Origin of the sequence: Polynucleobacter sp. UK-Kesae-W10 (genome assembly GCF_018881575.1) — a bacterium.
GTDB lineage: Bacteria > Pseudomonadota > Gammaproteobacteria > Burkholderiales > Burkholderiaceae > Polynucleobacter.
The window spans coordinates 285043-298147 of sequence record NZ_JACVQB010000001.1 but is presented as its reverse complement, the minus strand read 5'-3'; the positions used below and the strand labels follow the sequence as shown (position 1 = coordinate 298147).

The window sequence follows — 13105 nt, the reverse complement described above, 5'->3', positions numbered from 1 at the left end:
TATTAGGCCAACTCAACCAATTTGCCGCCAGCTGCTTCAATAGCTGCTTTTGCGCCGGCAGTAGCTGTGATTCCCTTGAGGGTTACAGCAATCTTGAGTTCGCCAGTTTTGATAACCTTCACTGCATTGATTTGCTCGCCAGCAAAGCCGTGAGCCTTCAATACCAGTAAGTCCACTTCTGGCAAGTTGATTTTTGCTAAGTCATTCAAAGTGATTTGACCAACATGGCGACGTGTCAATGACACGAAACCACGTTTTGGTAAACGACGATACATCGGCATCTGACCGCCTTCGAATCCAACTTTGTGGAATCCACCAGAACGGGACTTTTGACCTTTGTGACCACGGCCAGCAGTTTTACCAAGTCCAGAACCAATGCCGCGACCAACGCGACGACGGTTTTTCTTGGAGCCTTCTGCAGGTTTAATTGTGTTGAGTTGCATATTCTTCGCCTATTTACTTGCTAGTTATTAGCCAATGACTTTAACTAGATAAGAAACTTTATTAATCATGCCGCGAACAGCTGGTGTGTCTTCCAATTCAGAAACAGAATTGATACGACCAAGGCCTAAGCCACGTACAGTTGCACGATGGCTTTCGCGTGTACCGATCAAGCTGCGAACTAATTGCAGTTTGACTTTGGAGTTTGATGTTGTCATTTGTAGATTCCTAATCTTTTGGTCTTAGCCGAGAATCTCTTCAACTGACTTACCGCGCTTAGCAGCAATTTCAGCAGGAGTACTCATCTTGCTCAAACCATCAATCGTTGCACGAACCAAGTTGTACGGGTTTGTAGAACCGAGGGACTTAGCAACAACGTTCGTTACACCCATCACGTCGAAAATCGCGCGCATTGGTCCACCAGCAATAATTCCAGTACCGTCTTTAGCTGGTGAGATCAAAACGCGTGAAGCGCCATGCTGACCAGTAACAGTGTGTTGCAAAGTGCCTTTACGCAAGGAAACTTTGATCATCTTGCGACGAGCTTCGTCCATTGCTTTTTGAACAGCAACTGGAACTTCTTTGGATTTACCTTTACCCATGCCGATGCGGCCATCGCCATCGCCAACTACTGTGAGTGCAGCGAAGCCGAGAATACGACCACCCTTAACCACTTTAGTTACACGATTAACAGCGATCATCTTCTCGCGAAGACCATCATCACGCTCTTCGTTTTGCATCTTAGTTTGCATTTTTGCCATGTTTTTTCCTAAACCCTATTAGAACTTCAGGCCGGCTTCACGCGCAGCTTCAGCTAAGGCCTTAATACGGCCGTGGTAACGATGACCGGAACGATCAAAAGCAACATCAACAACACCTGCTTTCACTGCACGCTCAGCAACTAATTTGCCAATTTGTGCAGCAGCATCTGCATTGCCGCCGTTTTTGATCGCTTGGCGCAAATCTTTTTCCATTGTTGAAGCAGCTGCTACAACTTTGGTTCCGCATGGGCTGTATACCTGTGCAGAAATGTGTGAGTTGCTACGGATAACTGTTAAGCGATTTGCTTGAGCTTCAGCAATGCGAATACGAGTCTGCCGAGCACGTCTTTGTCTGGATTCGTCTTTATTCATTTTCTAATCTCGCTTACTTCTTCTTAGTTTCTTTCAGATGCACAACCTCATCCACGTAGCGAACACCCTTGCCTTTGTATGGCTCTGGTGAACGATATGCGCGAACTTCAGCTGCGACCTGGCCAACTTGCTGCTTGTTGGAGCCTTTAATGATGATTTCAGTTTGAGTAGGAGTCTCTGCCTTTACGCCCTTTGGCAGGTTGTAAATAATGTCGTGTGAGAAACCTAGTTGTAACTTCAATGTTTCGCCTTGAGCAGCAGCACGGTAACCAACGCCTACCAAGCTGAGCTTGCGCTCAAAGCCAGTAGTTACGCCAACAACCATGTTGTTAACCAATGCACGGGCTGTACCTGACTGAGCACCAGCTTCTGGTGAGTCGTTGTTTAAAACAACTGTCAATACGCCATCTTCTTGTTTCAAACCAACAGAAGGATGCAAGTTATGTGTCAAAGTGCCCAATGGACCTTTAACAGTAATGTTTGCACCGTTGATGCTGATCTCAGCGCCCTTAGGAACTGGAATTGGTGATTTACCTACGCGGGACATATTTCGCTCCTTAAGCTACGTAGCAAATAACTTCGCCGCCCACGCCTGTTGCACGTGCTTTACGGTCTGTCATTACGCCTTGAGGGGTTGAAATAATTGCAATGCCCAAGCCATTCATTACTTCTGGAATGTCATGACGGCCTTTATAGATACGCAGACTTGGTGTAGATACACGGTCGATACGCTCGATAACAGGACGGCCTGCATAGTATTTGAGATCAATGTGGAGCACTGGCTTAGCTGCCTCACCTTTGATTTCGAAACTTTCAATATAGCCTTCATCTTGCAACACTTTTGCGATGGCTACTTTTACTTTTGACGACGGCATAGTGACTAGTGGTTTCTGCACTGCTTGCGCATTGCGGATCCGGGTCAACATGTCGGCGATTGGATCGCTGATACTCATGAGTTCTCCTAATTCTTTCGCCGCTTACCAGCTGGCCTTGGTTAAACCGGGGATTTCGCCACGGAAGGCGATTTCACGAATCTTGCTACGAGCCAAACCGAATTTACGGAATGTGCCACGTGGGCGACCGGTTAATGAACAACGATTTCTTTGACGAATCGGGCTTGCGTTACGTGGAAGTGCCTGTAGCTTCAAGCGAGCTTCATAGCGCTCTTCATCGCTGCGTGATTGATCAGCAATGATCGCTTTGAGTTCAGCACGCTTGGCAGCGTACTTCTCTACAGTTTTTGCGCGCTTATTCTCGCGCTCAATTAGGGATAGTTTTGCCACGTTAGCCTCTTAATTGCGGAAAGGGAATTTGAATGCTGCCAACAAAGCTTTTGCTTCTTCGTCGGTTTTAGCAGTCGTCGTAATACTGATGTTGAGACCACGGAGGGCATCAATTTTGTCGTATTCGATTTCAGGGAAAATGATCTGTTCTTTAACGCCAATGTTGTAGTTACCACGGCCGTCAAATGCTTTCCCGGAGATACCGCGGAAGTCACGTACGCGTGGCAATGCAACAGTAACGAAACGATCCAAGAATTCGTACATGCGTTGACCACGCAATGTCACCATGGCACCGATTGGGTAACCTTGACGAATTTTGAAACCTGCAATCGCTTTCTTGGCTTTAGTTACTACTGGCTTTTGGCCTGCAACTTTAGTCAAATCGCCAACTGCATTTTCGATAATTTTCTTGTCGTTCACCGCATCGCCCAAGCCCATGTTCAGGGTAACTTTGGTGATACGTGGAACTTCCATTACTGACTTGTAGCCAAATTTGGCGATCAAATCAGCAACAACTTTAGCTTGATAGTGTTCTTGAAAACGTGTGCTCATAATTTCTCCGTGCCCCTTATGCGCTCAATGTCGCGCCAGTGGTTTTGAGGAAACGTTGCTTTTTACCGTCCACGAGTTTGATACCAACACGTGATGGTTTGCCGTTACCGTCAACCACAGCCACATTAGAAATGTGAACAGGCATCGTCTTATCAATCATGCCGCCAGTAACGCCAGCAGCTGGATTGGGTTTAACGCTCTTTTTATAAATATTTACGCCTTCGATAAGCAATTTGTTATCGAGAACGGCCGTTACAGTTCCTTGCTTGCCTTTATCGCGGCCAGTCAATAGAACTACGGAATCACCTTTACGAATCTTTTTCATATCAGCCTCTTAAATTACTTCGGGGGCAAGAGAAACGATCTTCATGAACTTTTCAGTACGCAATTCGCGTGTTACTGGTCCAAAGATACGTGTGCCAATTGGCTCTAACTTAGCGTTGAGCAATACCGCAGCGTTTGCATCGAACTTAATCAATGAACCGTCTGGACGGCGAACACCCTTAGCTGTTCTGACTACAACAGCGTTATAAATATCACCTTTTTTTACACGGCCACGTGGAGCAGCTGACTTAACGCTGACTTTGATGACATCACCGATACTGGCGTAACGACGCTTAGAGCCGCCCAATACCTTGATGCACAAAACTTCACTGGCGCCTGTGTTATCGGCGACCTGCAATCTACTTTCGGTTTGTATCATTTCTAATCCCCAACTTATTGGCCAAAGGCAAACAGTCTTGGTTCCGTCTATGGGCTTTAACGAGAGCTAAAACCCGGAATTAATGAAAAACACTGCTTCTCCAATAAAACCAGAGAAGCCTTCTATTCTACTACGTAAAACAGGGATTTGGGAAGAAACTTCACCAAAATCCCCTAAAAATACCTTAAATACCCTTTGAAGCCTCAACCAAACGGGTCACAACCCAAGATTTAGTGCGTGAAATTGGCTTAGATTCAGCAATTTCAACGGTATCACCCATCTTGTATGTGCCAGCTTCGTCATGAGCGTGGTACTTTTTGGACTGGCCAACGTACTTACCAATCACTGGATGCTTAACTTGACGCTCAACCAACACGGTCACAGTTTTTTGCATTTTGTCGCTAACAACGCGTCCCACGAGGGTACGGCGCAAGGGTTTAGATAATTCTGTCATATCCCTTTTTCCTTATTTCTGTGCAGTCTTTTGGGCAATAAAAGTCTTCACACGAGCGATGTCGCGCTTATTTTTACCCAATTGGCTGGTATTAGTGAGTTGCTGAGTGCCTTTTTGCATGCGGAGCTTAAAACCAGTCTTGAGCAACTCGGTTAACTCTGCATTCAAAGCAGCCAGATCTTTTGAAGCTAATTCTGTATTTTTCATAATCTCTATCCCGATCAACCTAAGTGGCGAATCACGAAAGTGGTCTGTAAAGGCAATTTAGCTGCTGCAAGCTTGAATGCCTCGCGCGCCAACTGCTCATCAACACCGTCCATCTCGTAGAGCACTTTGCCTGGTTGAATTTCAGCTACGTAGTACTCTGGGTTACCTTTACCGTTACCCATACGTACTTCAGCTGGTTTTTGTGAAATTGGCTTATCTGGGAAAATGCGAATCCAAATACGGCCACCACGTTTAATGTGACGGGTCATTGCGCGACGTGCTGACTCGATTTGACGAGCAGTCAAACGACCACGACCAACGGCCTTCAATCCAAAGTCACCAAAGGCAACTGAACTACCGCGTGTTGCCACGCCAGTGTTACGGCCTTTTTGTTCCTTACGATACTTGCGACGCTTTGGTTGTAGCATGCTTACTCTCCTGACTTCTGCGTATCTGCGGCTGGTGTTTCAACCTTACGCACACGCTTTACTGCTGGCTTAGCAGCAACTAATGGCTTGTCAGCACCGGCAGCTGGCTTACGAGCAGCTGTTTTACTTGGGGCGCGACGAGTTTTCTTTTCTTCGGCAGCTGGTTCGGCAGATGGAGCAGCTACTTGAGCTTCAGCACCGCGACCCAATGTGTCACCTTTGTAAACCCAAACTTTTACACCGATGATGCCGTATGTTGTTTCTGCTTCTGAAGTTGCGTAATCGATATCAGCCTTCAATGTATGAAGTGGAACGCGACCTTCGCGATACCATTCGCGACGAGCAATTTCAGCGCCATTCAAACGACCAGAAGACATGATCTTGATGCCTTGTGCGCCAAGACGCATTGCGCTTTGCATTGCACGCTTCATTGCACGACGGAACATGATGCGCTTCTCCAACTGTTGAGTAATAGAGTCAGCGATTAATTGCGCGTCAACTTCAGGCTTACGAATTTCTTCGATGTTCACATGAACTGGAACGCCCATACGCTTTTGCAATTCGCGGCGGAGCACTTCAATATCTTCGCCTTTTTTACCGATTACAACACCTGGACGTGAGCTATAGATCGTGATGCGTGCGTTCTTAGCAGGACGCTCGATCACAACTTTGCTAACGGATGCATTCTTCAACTTCTTCTTCAAGTAGCTGCGGACATCTACGTCCTCTTTCAGCATCTTTGCGAAGTCAGTATTGTTTGCGTACCAACGTGATGTCCAATTCTTCGTTACCGCGAGTCGGAATCCGGTGGGGTTAATCTTTTGGCCCATATCTTTCCTTAGTTACTCAAGGTCACGCTAATGTGACAAGTTTGTTTTTCGATTTGATTGCCACGACCCTTAGCGCGTGCAGTGAAGCGCTTTAAGGAAGTACCTTTATCAACGATTACCGCTGATACCTTGAGCTCATCAATGTCAGCACCTTTATTGTGTTCAGCATTTGCAATCGCTGATTCAACTACTTTTTTCACAATGAAGGCAGCTTTTTTGGGGCTGAAGTTCAAAATGTTTAATGCGCGAGCAATTGGCAAACCACGGATTTGGTCAGCGACCAAACGTGTCTTTTGCGCAGAAATGCGGGCACCCTTGTGAATAGCTTTAACTTCCATCATCATCCCCTTACTTCTTCGTTACTTTCTTGTCAGCAGCGTGACCTTTGAAAGTACGGGTCAAGGCAAATTCGCCTAACTTATGACCCACCATGTTTTCTGATACATAAACCGGAACGTGTTGACGACCGTTATGTACAGCAATCGTCAGACCAATAAAGTCTGGGAGGATTGTTGAACGGCGTGACCAAGTTTTGATCGGCTTTTTGTCTTTGTTGGCTTGTGCAACTTCAACTTTTTTTACTAAGCTGGCGTCGCAGAATGGGCCTTTTTTAGCTGAACGTGTCATATCTATTTATCCTTATCGCTTAACGTTTTTGACGACGTTGAACGATCATCGAAGTTGTACGCTTATTGCGACGTGTGCGATAACCTTTGGTTGGAGTGCCCCATGGAGATACGGGTACACGGCCTTCGCCAGTTCTACCTTCACCACCACCGTGTGGGTGATCTACTGGGTTCATTGCCACACCGCGAACGGTTGGGCGAATACCACGCCAGCGATTTGCACCTGCTTTACCAATTTGACGCAAGCTGTGCTCTTCGTTACCAACTTCACCAATAGTGGCGCGGCACTCAATCAGAACACGGCGAACTTCACCGGAGCGCAAACGCACTTGAGCGTATACGCCTTCACGAGCTAGCAATACTGCTGAACCACCAGCAGAACGGGCTACTTGAGCGCCCTTACCTGGCAGAATTTCAACACAGTGAATCGTGCTACCAACTGGAATATTGCGAATAGGCAAGTTATTACCAGACTTGATCGGCGCTTCAGAGCCGTTCATGATGGCTTGACCAACGGTCATGCCTTTAGCAGCAGGAATATAGCGACGCTCACCATCAGCAAACACGATCAATGCAATATTTGCACTGCGGTTTGGATCGTATTCCAAGCGCTCAACTTTTGCTGGAATACCATCTTTGTCGTTGCGCTTAAAGTCAACAACACGATAGTGATGCTTATGACCACCACCTTTATGACGGGTAGTGATGTGGCCGTTGTTGTTACGGCCCGCTTTTTGAAACTGTGGCTCTAACAATGGCGCAAAAGGCTTGCCTTTATGGAGGTCAGGATTGACCACCTTGACCATTGAGCGACGACCTGGTGAGGTCGGTTTTGTCTTCATCAAAGGCATGATTAATTCGCCTCCGCTTCAAAGTTAATTTCTTGACCTGGTTTCAAATTCACGTAGGCCTTCTTAGTGTGGTCGCGACGACCCTCAAAACGGCCATAGCGCTTAGGCTTACCCTTTTGATTCACGATTTGAACTGAGTCAACTTGCACCTTGAAGAGCAATTCAACTGCTTGTTTTACATCGAGCTTATTAGCATCGCGAGCTACTTGGAAAACAACTTGTTCGTTTTTCTCTGCAACCATAGTGGCTTTTTCAGAGATAACAGGACCAAGCAGAACCTTCATCAGGTTGTGATCGTTTTTACGGACTTGGCTCATTTCAGCAACTCCTCAATTTTTGCGATCGCTGCTTTGCTTACCAATACTTTTTTGTATTGAACCAAAGCTAATGGATCAGCGTGCTGTGGCTCACATACAGCAACTTTATGTAAGTTACGTGATGCCAAGAACAAATTCTCGCTAACCTGATCAACAATGATCAAGACTGAATCCAAGCCCATGGCTTTAACTTTGTCAGCTAAAACTTTAGTCTTTGGAGCATCAAGATTGAATTGATCAACAACATTCAAACGACCTTCGCGAGCTAACTGAGACAAAATAGATCTCATACCAGCGCGGTACATTTTCTTGTTTACTTTTTGGCTGAAATTCTCTTCTGGAGAATTTGGGAATATACGACCACCTCCGCGCCACAGCGGGGAAGAGCTCATACCAGCACGTGCACGACCAGTACCTTTTTGACGCCAAGGTTTCTTGGTTGTGTGCTTAACTTGCTCACGGTCTTTTTGTGCACGGTTACCGCTACGTGCATTTGCTTGGTAAGCCACTACAACTTGGTGTACCAATGCTTCGTTATATTCACGTTCGAATACTTCTGGTGAAGCTTGTACGCCCGCACCTAAAGTACCGTTGTCCTGGAGAAGCTTAAGTTCCATATTCGCTCTCCTTATTTCTTCTTCAACGGTGTCTTCACCGCTGGAGTAACAATAACTTTACCGCCTGGGGCACCTGGAATAGCGCCTTTAACCATGATGAGATTGCGTTCTGCATCAATGCGTGCGATGACTAAATTTTGTACGGTACGTGTAACGTCGCCCAAGTGACCGGTCATACGCTTACCAGGGAAAACACGACCTGGATCTTGCGCCATACCGATAGAACCTGGTACGTTATGTGAACGTGAGTTACCGTGTGATGCGCGACCAGAAGCGAAGTGATAACGCTTGATGGTACCTGCGTAACCCTTACCGATTGTTACGCCTTGCACATCCACTTTTTGACCAGCAGTAAATGCAGCTTCAGCAGGAATTACTTGTCCTGGTGTCATTTCTGCAATTTTTGCTGCGTCTAGTTGGAATTCGTTGAGTGCATTACCAGCCATGACACCTGCCTTAGCAAAGTGACCAGCCATTGATTTGGTAACGCGAGTTGCTCTACGTGTGCCATGTGCCAACTGGATAGCGTCATAGCCATCAGTTGCCTGGGTCTTGATTTGAGCGACTCTGTTATCGCTCACGTCGATTACGGTGACAGGAATCGCTTCCCCTTCGTCCGTAAATAGACGGGTCATGCCGACCTTGCGGCCGATTAAGCCTAAGCTCATATTCATGCTCCACGCCGACTTCGATTGGTCGGCAAAATTAATTTAAGTGATTTACAAGTAAAAGTACTTCTAAATCAATAACTTACAACGTTTTTAATGCTGATAAAGCCTAAAAATCCGCCCAAATAATTGAGCGAAGCCTTAGATTCTATCCCGAAAACCCAGTCTTGACAAGCAAAAAGACTGGAAACAACAAATTACTGCAACTTAATTTCGACGTCCACACCTGCTGGGAGGTCTAATTTCATCAAAGCATCCACAGTTTTCTCTGTAGGATCAACGATATCCATCAAACGGAGGTGGGTACGGATCTCTAGCTGGTCACGGGAAGTCTTGTTCACGTGTGGTGAACGCAAGATATCAAAACGCTCAATACGAGTTGGCAAAGGTACTGGACCCTTCACAACTGCACCAGTGCGCTTAGCTGTATCAACGATTTCAGCTGCAGACTGGTCAATCAAGCGATAGTCAAATGCTTTAAGGCGAATACGAATTTTTTGGTTTTGCATATTAATTCCAAAGAGCGTTGTGGTGCTGCCACGTTATATATCTAAAGAGCACGGTGACATCAGCAGCACTGATGTCACCGGTTAGCAAACCGCTAAATATTTTTACTTCTACTACTTAAGCCAAAATCTTTGCAACCACGCCGGCGCCAACAGTACGGCCACCTTCACGGATCGCAAAACGTAAACCTTCTTCCATCGCGATTGGAGCGATGAGTTTTACGGTAATCGTCACGTTATCACCAGGCATTACCATTTCTTTGTCTTTTGGCAACTCGATTGAACCAGTCACGTCCGTTGTACGGAAGTAGAACTGTGGACGATAGTTGTTAAAGAATGGAGTATGACGGCCACCTTCGTCTTTACCCAAGATGTAAACCTCGGCTGTAAAGTGAGTATGTGGGGTGATTGAACCTGGCTTAGCCAATACTTGGCCGCGCTCAACTTCTTCACGTTTTGTACCGCGTAACAAGATACCAACGTTATCGCCTGCTTGACCTTGGTCGAGCAATTTGCGGAACATTTCAACACCAGTACAAGTGGTTTTGAGAGTTGGTTTGATACCAACGATTTCAATCTCTTCACCGACTTTAACGATACCGCGCTCGATACGACCAGTCACAACAGTACCGCGACCGGAGATAGAGAACACGTCTTCTACTGGCATCAAGAACGCGCCGTCAACAGCACGCTCTGGAGTTGGGATGTAAGTATCGAGTGCTTCAGCCAATTTCATGATGGCTTCTTTACCCAATGGGCCTTCGTCGCCTTCAAGGGCTAACTTAGCAGAACCTTGAACGATTGGTGTGTCATCGCCTGGGAAGTCATATTTAGACAGAAGTTCACGAACTTCCATTTCAACTAACTCGAGCAATTCAGCGTCATCAACCATGTCGCACTTGTTCAAGAAAACCACGATGTAAGGAACACCAACTTGGCGTGCCAAGAGGATGTGCTCACGAGTTTGTGGCATTGGGCCGTCAGCAGCAGAGCAAACTAAAATTGCGCCGTCCATCTGAGCAGCACCAGTAATCATGTTTTTAACGTAGTCAGCATGTCCTGGGCAGTCAACGTGAGCGTAGTGACGGTTTGCTGTCTCGTACTCAACGTGTGCTGTATTAATCGTAATACCACGTGCTTTTTCTTCTGGAGCAGCATCGATCTGATCGTATGCTTTCGCTTCGCCACCGAATGCCTTTGAGAGCACGGTTGCAATTGCTGCTGTCAATGTGGTTTTACCGTGGTCAACGTGACCGATGGTGCCTACGTTTACGTGCGGTTTTGTCCGCTCGAACTTTTCTTTTGCCATTTTTGTCTGCCTTCTTTAGCTAGTCAATATTCAAAATTAATGTGGATAAATTACTTCGCTTTAGCAGCCATAACTGCTTCAGCAACGTTCTTAGGTGCTTCGGAATAATGCTTAAATTCCATGGTGTAGGTAGCGCGACCTTGGGTCAACGAGCGCAAGCCGGTTGAGTAACCAAACATCTCTGCCAATGGCACTTCAGCGCGAACGATCTTACCGCCGCCTGGAATGTCATCCATACCTTGCAAAATACCGCGACGTGATGAGAGGTCACCCATTACGTTACCCATGAAATCTTCTGGTGTTTCTACTTCAACAGCCATCATTGGTTCTAGCAACACTGGAGATGCTTTGCGCATACCATCTTTGAACGCCATCGAGCCCGCCATCTTAAATGCGTTTTCGTTGGAGTCAACGTCATGGTATGAACCGAAGAACAGGGTTGCTTTGATATCTACAACTGGATAGCCAGCCAAAATACCGGAGTTCAATGTTTCGATGATGCCTTTTTCAACTGCAGGGATGTATTCACGTGGAACCACACCGCCCTTAATAGCGTCAACGAATTCAAAACCTTTACCTGGGGCTTGTGGCTCTAACTTCAACACCACGTGTCCGTATTGACCACGACCGCCAGACTGCTTAACGAATTTACCTTCGATCTCTTCACAAACCTTACGAATGGTTTCACGGTAGGCAACTTGTGGCTTACCAACAGTTGCTTCAACACCGAATTCACGCTTCATACGGTCGACCAAAATTTCCAAGTGGAGCTCGCCCATACCGGAAATAATTGTTTGGCCTGATTCTTCATCAGTTTTTACACGGAAAGAAGGATCTTCTTGTGCCAAACGATTCAAAGCAAGACCCATTTTTTCTTGGTCAGCTTTTGTCTTTGGCTCAACAGCTTGAGAGATCACTGGCTCTGGGAATACCATGCGCTCCAAAATAACGATGCTATCTGGATCACACAATGTTTCGCCTGTAGTTGCATCTTTTAGACCAACCGCAGCTGCGATATCGCCAGCAAATACTTCTTTGATTTCTTCACGTTCGTTTGCGTGCATCTGCAACAAACGACCAACACGTTCTTTCTTGCCCTTGATTGGGTTGTAGATTGTGTCGCCTGATTTCATTACGCCTGAGTAAACACGGAAGAAGATAAGCTGGCCAACAAACGGGTCAGTCATGATCTTAAATGCCAATGCTGAGAATTTCTCATCATCAGCAGCTTTACGTGTTGTAGGTGTGCCGTCTTCTTCTTCGCATGGAACTGGTGGAACGTCCAATGGGGAAGGCAACAACTCAACTACTGCATCCAACATCGCCTGAACGCCTTTGTTTTTGAAGGCAGTTCCGCACAACATAGGAACGATTTCATTGGCAATAGTACGTTGACGCAATGCTGCTTTGATTTCTTCTTCGGTCAAGCCTTCGCCGCCGAGATATTTTTCCATCAACTCTTCTGAGCTCTCTGCAGCAGCTTCGAGCATCTTCTCGCGCCACTCTTCTGCAGAAGCTTGTAACTCAGCAGGGATATCTTCGTAGGTAAATTTAGTACCTTGTGAAGCCTCATCCCAGTAGATAGCTTTCATTTTTACCAAGTCCACAACGCCTTTGAAGTTTTCTTCAGCGCCGATTGGAATCTGGATCAAGATTGGGTTGGCTTTAAGACGAGTCTTCATTTGGTCATAGACCTTGAAGAAATTCGCGCCCGTACGGTCCATTTTGTTAACGAATGCTAAACGTGGAACTTGGTACTTGTTAGCCTGACGCCAAACAGTTTCAGATTGTGGCTGCACACCACCTACCGCACAGTAAACCATGCAAGCACCGTCCAAAACACGCATTGAACGCTCAACTTCAATAGTGAAGTCTACGTGTCCTGGGGTATCAATAATATTGATACGGTGTTCTGGGAAATTACCAGCCATGCCCTTCCAGAAAGTCGTGGTAGCAGCAGAAGTAATCGTGATACCACGCTCTTGCTCTTGCTCCATCCAGTCCATGGTTGCAGCGCCATCATGTACTTCACCGATCTTATGATTAACACCGGTATAGAACAAAACGCGTTCTGTAGTTGTTGTTTTACCTGCGTCAATGTGCGCAGAAATACCGATATTGCGGTATTTGTCGATAGGGGTTTTACGTGCCACTGTTGGTGCCTTTTCTTTACTATTTGA

General features: G+C 46.3%; 23 protein-coding genes. All 23 read right to left on the bottom strand.

Annotated features, from left to right (window positions below):
* Positions 1-2: 2 nt before the first annotated feature.
* The 23 genes from rplO to fusA all read right to left on the bottom strand — a co-directional run bounded on the left by rplO (position 3) and on the right by fusA (position 13078).
* Complete coding sequence (gene rplO / locus ICN24_RS01645; protein ID WP_068320126.1) at positions 3-443, bottom strand: 50S ribosomal protein L15; 441 nt, start codon at positions 441-443, stop codon at positions 3-5.
* Positions 444-470: 27 nt separating this feature from the next.
* On the bottom strand, positions 471-659 hold the full coding sequence (gene rpmD, locus ICN24_RS01640) for a 50S ribosomal protein L30 (protein ID WP_015420249.1): 189 nt from the start codon (positions 657-659) through the stop codon (positions 471-473).
* A gap of 24 nt (positions 660-683) precedes the next feature.
* Complete coding sequence (rpsE, locus tag ICN24_RS01635) at positions 684-1202, bottom strand: 30S ribosomal protein S5 (protein WP_068947703.1); 519 nt, start codon at positions 1200-1202, stop codon at positions 684-686.
* 18 nt (positions 1203-1220) lie between these two features.
* Positions 1221-1574, bottom strand: coding sequence for a 50S ribosomal protein L18 (rplR, locus tag ICN24_RS01630; RefSeq protein WP_215316684.1), 354 nt, complete (start codon positions 1572-1574; stop codon positions 1221-1223).
* A gap of 13 nt (positions 1575-1587) precedes the next feature.
* The gene (gene rplF, locus ICN24_RS01625) at positions 1588-2121 is read right to left on the bottom strand and encodes a 50S ribosomal protein L6 (RefSeq protein WP_216220903.1); all 534 of its coding nucleotides are present in this window, start codon (positions 2119-2121) and stop codon (positions 1588-1590) included.
* Positions 2122-2131: 10 nt separating this feature from the next.
* A complete protein-coding gene (rpsH, locus tag ICN24_RS01620; protein ID WP_068947700.1) occupies positions 2132-2527 on the bottom strand; it encodes a 30S ribosomal protein S8 in 396 nt (131 codons plus the stop codon).
* Between the two features lie 24 nt (positions 2528-2551).
* Positions 2552-2857, bottom strand: coding sequence for a 30S ribosomal protein S14 (gene rpsN, locus ICN24_RS01615; RefSeq protein WP_071464445.1), 306 nt, complete (start codon positions 2855-2857; stop codon positions 2552-2554).
* 9 nt (positions 2858-2866) lie between these two features.
* Positions 2867-3409 (bottom strand): 50S ribosomal protein L5, encoded by a 543-nt coding sequence (gene rplE / locus ICN24_RS01610; protein WP_015420243.1) that lies wholly within the window; start codon positions 3407-3409, stop codon positions 2867-2869.
* Positions 3410-3425: 16 nt separating this feature from the next.
* A complete protein-coding gene (gene rplX / locus ICN24_RS01605; protein WP_216220901.1) occupies positions 3426-3734 on the bottom strand; it encodes a 50S ribosomal protein L24 in 309 nt (102 codons plus the stop codon).
* Between the two features lie 9 nt (positions 3735-3743).
* Positions 3744-4112, bottom strand: coding sequence for a 50S ribosomal protein L14 (gene rplN, locus ICN24_RS01600; RefSeq protein WP_011901910.1), 369 nt, complete (start codon positions 4110-4112; stop codon positions 3744-3746).
* A gap of 184 nt (positions 4113-4296) precedes the next feature.
* On the bottom strand, positions 4297-4566 hold the full coding sequence (gene rpsQ, locus ICN24_RS01595) for a 30S ribosomal protein S17 (protein ID WP_011901909.1): 270 nt from the start codon (positions 4564-4566) through the stop codon (positions 4297-4299).
* 12 nt (positions 4567-4578) lie between these two features.
* Positions 4579-4773 carry a 50S ribosomal protein L29 gene (gene rpmC, locus ICN24_RS01590; RefSeq protein WP_114637472.1) on the bottom strand — a complete coding sequence of 65 codons (195 nt, stop codon included), beginning with the start codon at positions 4771-4773 and terminating at the stop codon, positions 4579-4581.
* A 14-nt stretch (positions 4774-4787) separates the two neighbouring features.
* A complete protein-coding gene (gene rplP, locus ICN24_RS01585; RefSeq protein ID WP_011901907.1) occupies positions 4788-5201 on the bottom strand; it encodes a 50S ribosomal protein L16 in 414 nt (137 codons plus the stop codon).
* Between the two features lie 2 nt (positions 5202-5203).
* Complete coding sequence (gene rpsC / locus ICN24_RS01580) at positions 5204-6031, bottom strand: 30S ribosomal protein S3 (RefSeq protein WP_068947696.1); 828 nt, start codon at positions 6029-6031, stop codon at positions 5204-5206.
* Between the two features lie 8 nt (positions 6032-6039).
* Positions 6040-6372, bottom strand: a complete 333-nt coding sequence (gene rplV / locus ICN24_RS01575) for a 50S ribosomal protein L22 (protein WP_197712017.1) — start codon at positions 6370-6372, stop codon at positions 6040-6042.
* Between the two features lie 7 nt (positions 6373-6379).
* Positions 6380-6658 (bottom strand): 30S ribosomal protein S19, encoded by a 279-nt coding sequence (gene rpsS / locus ICN24_RS01570; protein WP_011901904.1) that lies wholly within the window; start codon positions 6656-6658, stop codon positions 6380-6382.
* Positions 6659-6677: 19 nt separating this feature from the next.
* A complete protein-coding gene (gene rplB, locus ICN24_RS01565; RefSeq protein WP_068947694.1) occupies positions 6678-7508 on the bottom strand; it encodes a 50S ribosomal protein L2 in 831 nt (276 codons plus the stop codon).
* Positions 7509-7510: 2 nt separating this feature from the next.
* Positions 7511-7825, bottom strand: coding sequence for a 50S ribosomal protein L23 (gene rplW / locus ICN24_RS01560; protein ID WP_071464440.1), 315 nt, complete (start codon positions 7823-7825; stop codon positions 7511-7513).
* A complete protein-coding gene (gene rplD / locus ICN24_RS01555) occupies positions 7822-8442 on the bottom strand; it encodes a 50S ribosomal protein L4 (RefSeq protein ID WP_215293447.1) in 621 nt (206 codons plus the stop codon). Before rplD ends, rplW begins: the two co-directional genes overlap by 4 nt.
* An 11-nt stretch (positions 8443-8453) precedes the next feature.
* Positions 8454-9110: a 50S ribosomal protein L3 gene (gene rplC, locus ICN24_RS01550; protein WP_216220900.1), complete on the bottom strand. Its 657-nt coding sequence runs from the start codon at positions 9108-9110 to the stop codon at positions 8454-8456.
* Between the two features lie 197 nt (positions 9111-9307).
* Complete coding sequence (gene rpsJ / locus ICN24_RS01545) at positions 9308-9619, bottom strand: 30S ribosomal protein S10 (RefSeq protein WP_011901899.1); 312 nt, start codon at positions 9617-9619, stop codon at positions 9308-9310.
* Between the two features lie 115 nt (positions 9620-9734).
* A complete protein-coding gene (tuf, locus tag ICN24_RS01540; protein ID WP_076024535.1) occupies positions 9735-10925 on the bottom strand; it encodes an elongation factor Tu in 1191 nt (396 codons plus the stop codon).
* Positions 10926-10975: 50 nt separating this feature from the next.
* Entirely contained in the window at positions 10976-13078 is a 2103-nt protein-coding gene (fusA, locus tag ICN24_RS01535) for an elongation factor G (RefSeq protein WP_216220899.1), read from the bottom strand.
* Positions 13079-13105 lie beyond the last annotated feature (27 nt).

What these genes read in the sequence shown, in the direction of transcription:
- rplO (WP_068320126.1), bottom strand. Translation starts at nt 443, where the DNA reads ATGCAACTCAACACAATTAAACCTGCAGAAGGCTCCAAGAAAAACCGT.
- rpmD (WP_015420249.1), bottom strand. Translation starts at nt 659, where the DNA reads ATGACAACATCAAACTCCAAAGTCAAACTGCAATTAGTTCGCAGCTTG.
- rpsE (WP_068947703.1), bottom strand. Translation starts at nt 1,202, where the DNA reads ATGGCAAAAATGCAAACTAAGATGCAAAACGAAGAGCGTGATGATGGT.
- rplR (WP_215316684.1), bottom strand. Translation starts at nt 1,574, where the DNA reads ATGAATAAAGACGAATCCAGACAAAGACGTGCTCGGCAGACTCGTATT.
- rplF (WP_216220903.1), bottom strand. Translation starts at nt 2,121, where the DNA reads ATGTCCCGCGTAGGTAAATCACCAATTCCAGTTCCTAAGGGCGCTGAG.
- rpsH (WP_068947700.1), bottom strand. Translation starts at nt 2,527, where the DNA reads ATGAGTATCAGCGATCCAATCGCCGACATGTTGACCCGGATCCGCAAT.
- rplE (WP_015420243.1), bottom strand. Translation starts at nt 3,409, where the DNA reads ATGAGCACACGTTTTCAAGAACACTATCAAGCTAAAGTTGTTGCTGAT.
- rplX (WP_216220901.1), bottom strand. Translation starts at nt 3,734, where the DNA reads ATGAAAAAGATTCGTAAAGGTGATTCCGTAGTTCTATTGACTGGCCGC.
- rplN (WP_011901910.1), bottom strand. Translation starts at nt 4,112, where the DNA reads ATGATACAAACCGAAAGTAGATTGCAGGTCGCCGATAACACAGGCGCC.
- rpsQ (WP_011901909.1), bottom strand. Translation starts at nt 4,566, where the DNA reads ATGACAGAATTATCTAAACCCTTGCGCCGTACCCTCGTGGGACGCGTT.
- rpmC (WP_114637472.1), bottom strand. Translation starts at nt 4,773, where the DNA reads ATGAAAAATACAGAATTAGCTTCAAAAGATCTGGCTGCTTTGAATGCA.
- rplP (WP_011901907.1), bottom strand. Translation starts at nt 5,201, where the DNA reads ATGCTACAACCAAAGCGTCGCAAGTATCGTAAGGAACAAAAAGGCCGT.
- rpsC (WP_068947696.1), bottom strand. Translation starts at nt 6,031, where the DNA reads ATGGGCCAAAAGATTAACCCCACCGGATTCCGACTCGCGGTAACGAAG.
- rplV (WP_197712017.1), bottom strand. Translation starts at nt 6,372, where the DNA reads ATGATGGAAGTTAAAGCTATTCACAAGGGTGCCCGCATTTCTGCGCAA.
- rpsS (WP_011901904.1), bottom strand. Translation starts at nt 6,658, where the DNA reads ATGACACGTTCAGCTAAAAAAGGCCCATTCTGCGACGCCAGCTTAGTA.
- rplB (WP_068947694.1), bottom strand. Translation starts at nt 7,508, where the DNA reads ATGCCTTTGATGAAGACAAAACCGACCTCACCAGGTCGTCGCTCAATG.
- rplW (WP_071464440.1), bottom strand. Translation starts at nt 7,825, where the DNA reads ATGAGCCAAGTCCGTAAAAACGATCACAACCTGATGAAGGTTCTGCTT.
- rplD (WP_215293447.1), bottom strand. Translation starts at nt 8,442, where the DNA reads ATGGAACTTAAGCTTCTCCAGGACAACGGTACTTTAGGTGCGGGCGTA.
- rplC (WP_216220900.1), bottom strand. Translation starts at nt 9,110, where the DNA reads ATGAGCTTAGGCTTAATCGGCCGCAAGGTCGGCATGACCCGTCTATTT.
- rpsJ (WP_011901899.1), bottom strand. Translation starts at nt 9,619, where the DNA reads ATGCAAAACCAAAAAATTCGTATTCGCCTTAAAGCATTTGACTATCGC.
- tuf (WP_076024535.1), bottom strand. Translation starts at nt 10,925, where the DNA reads ATGGCAAAAGAAAAGTTCGAGCGGACAAAACCGCACGTAAACGTAGGC.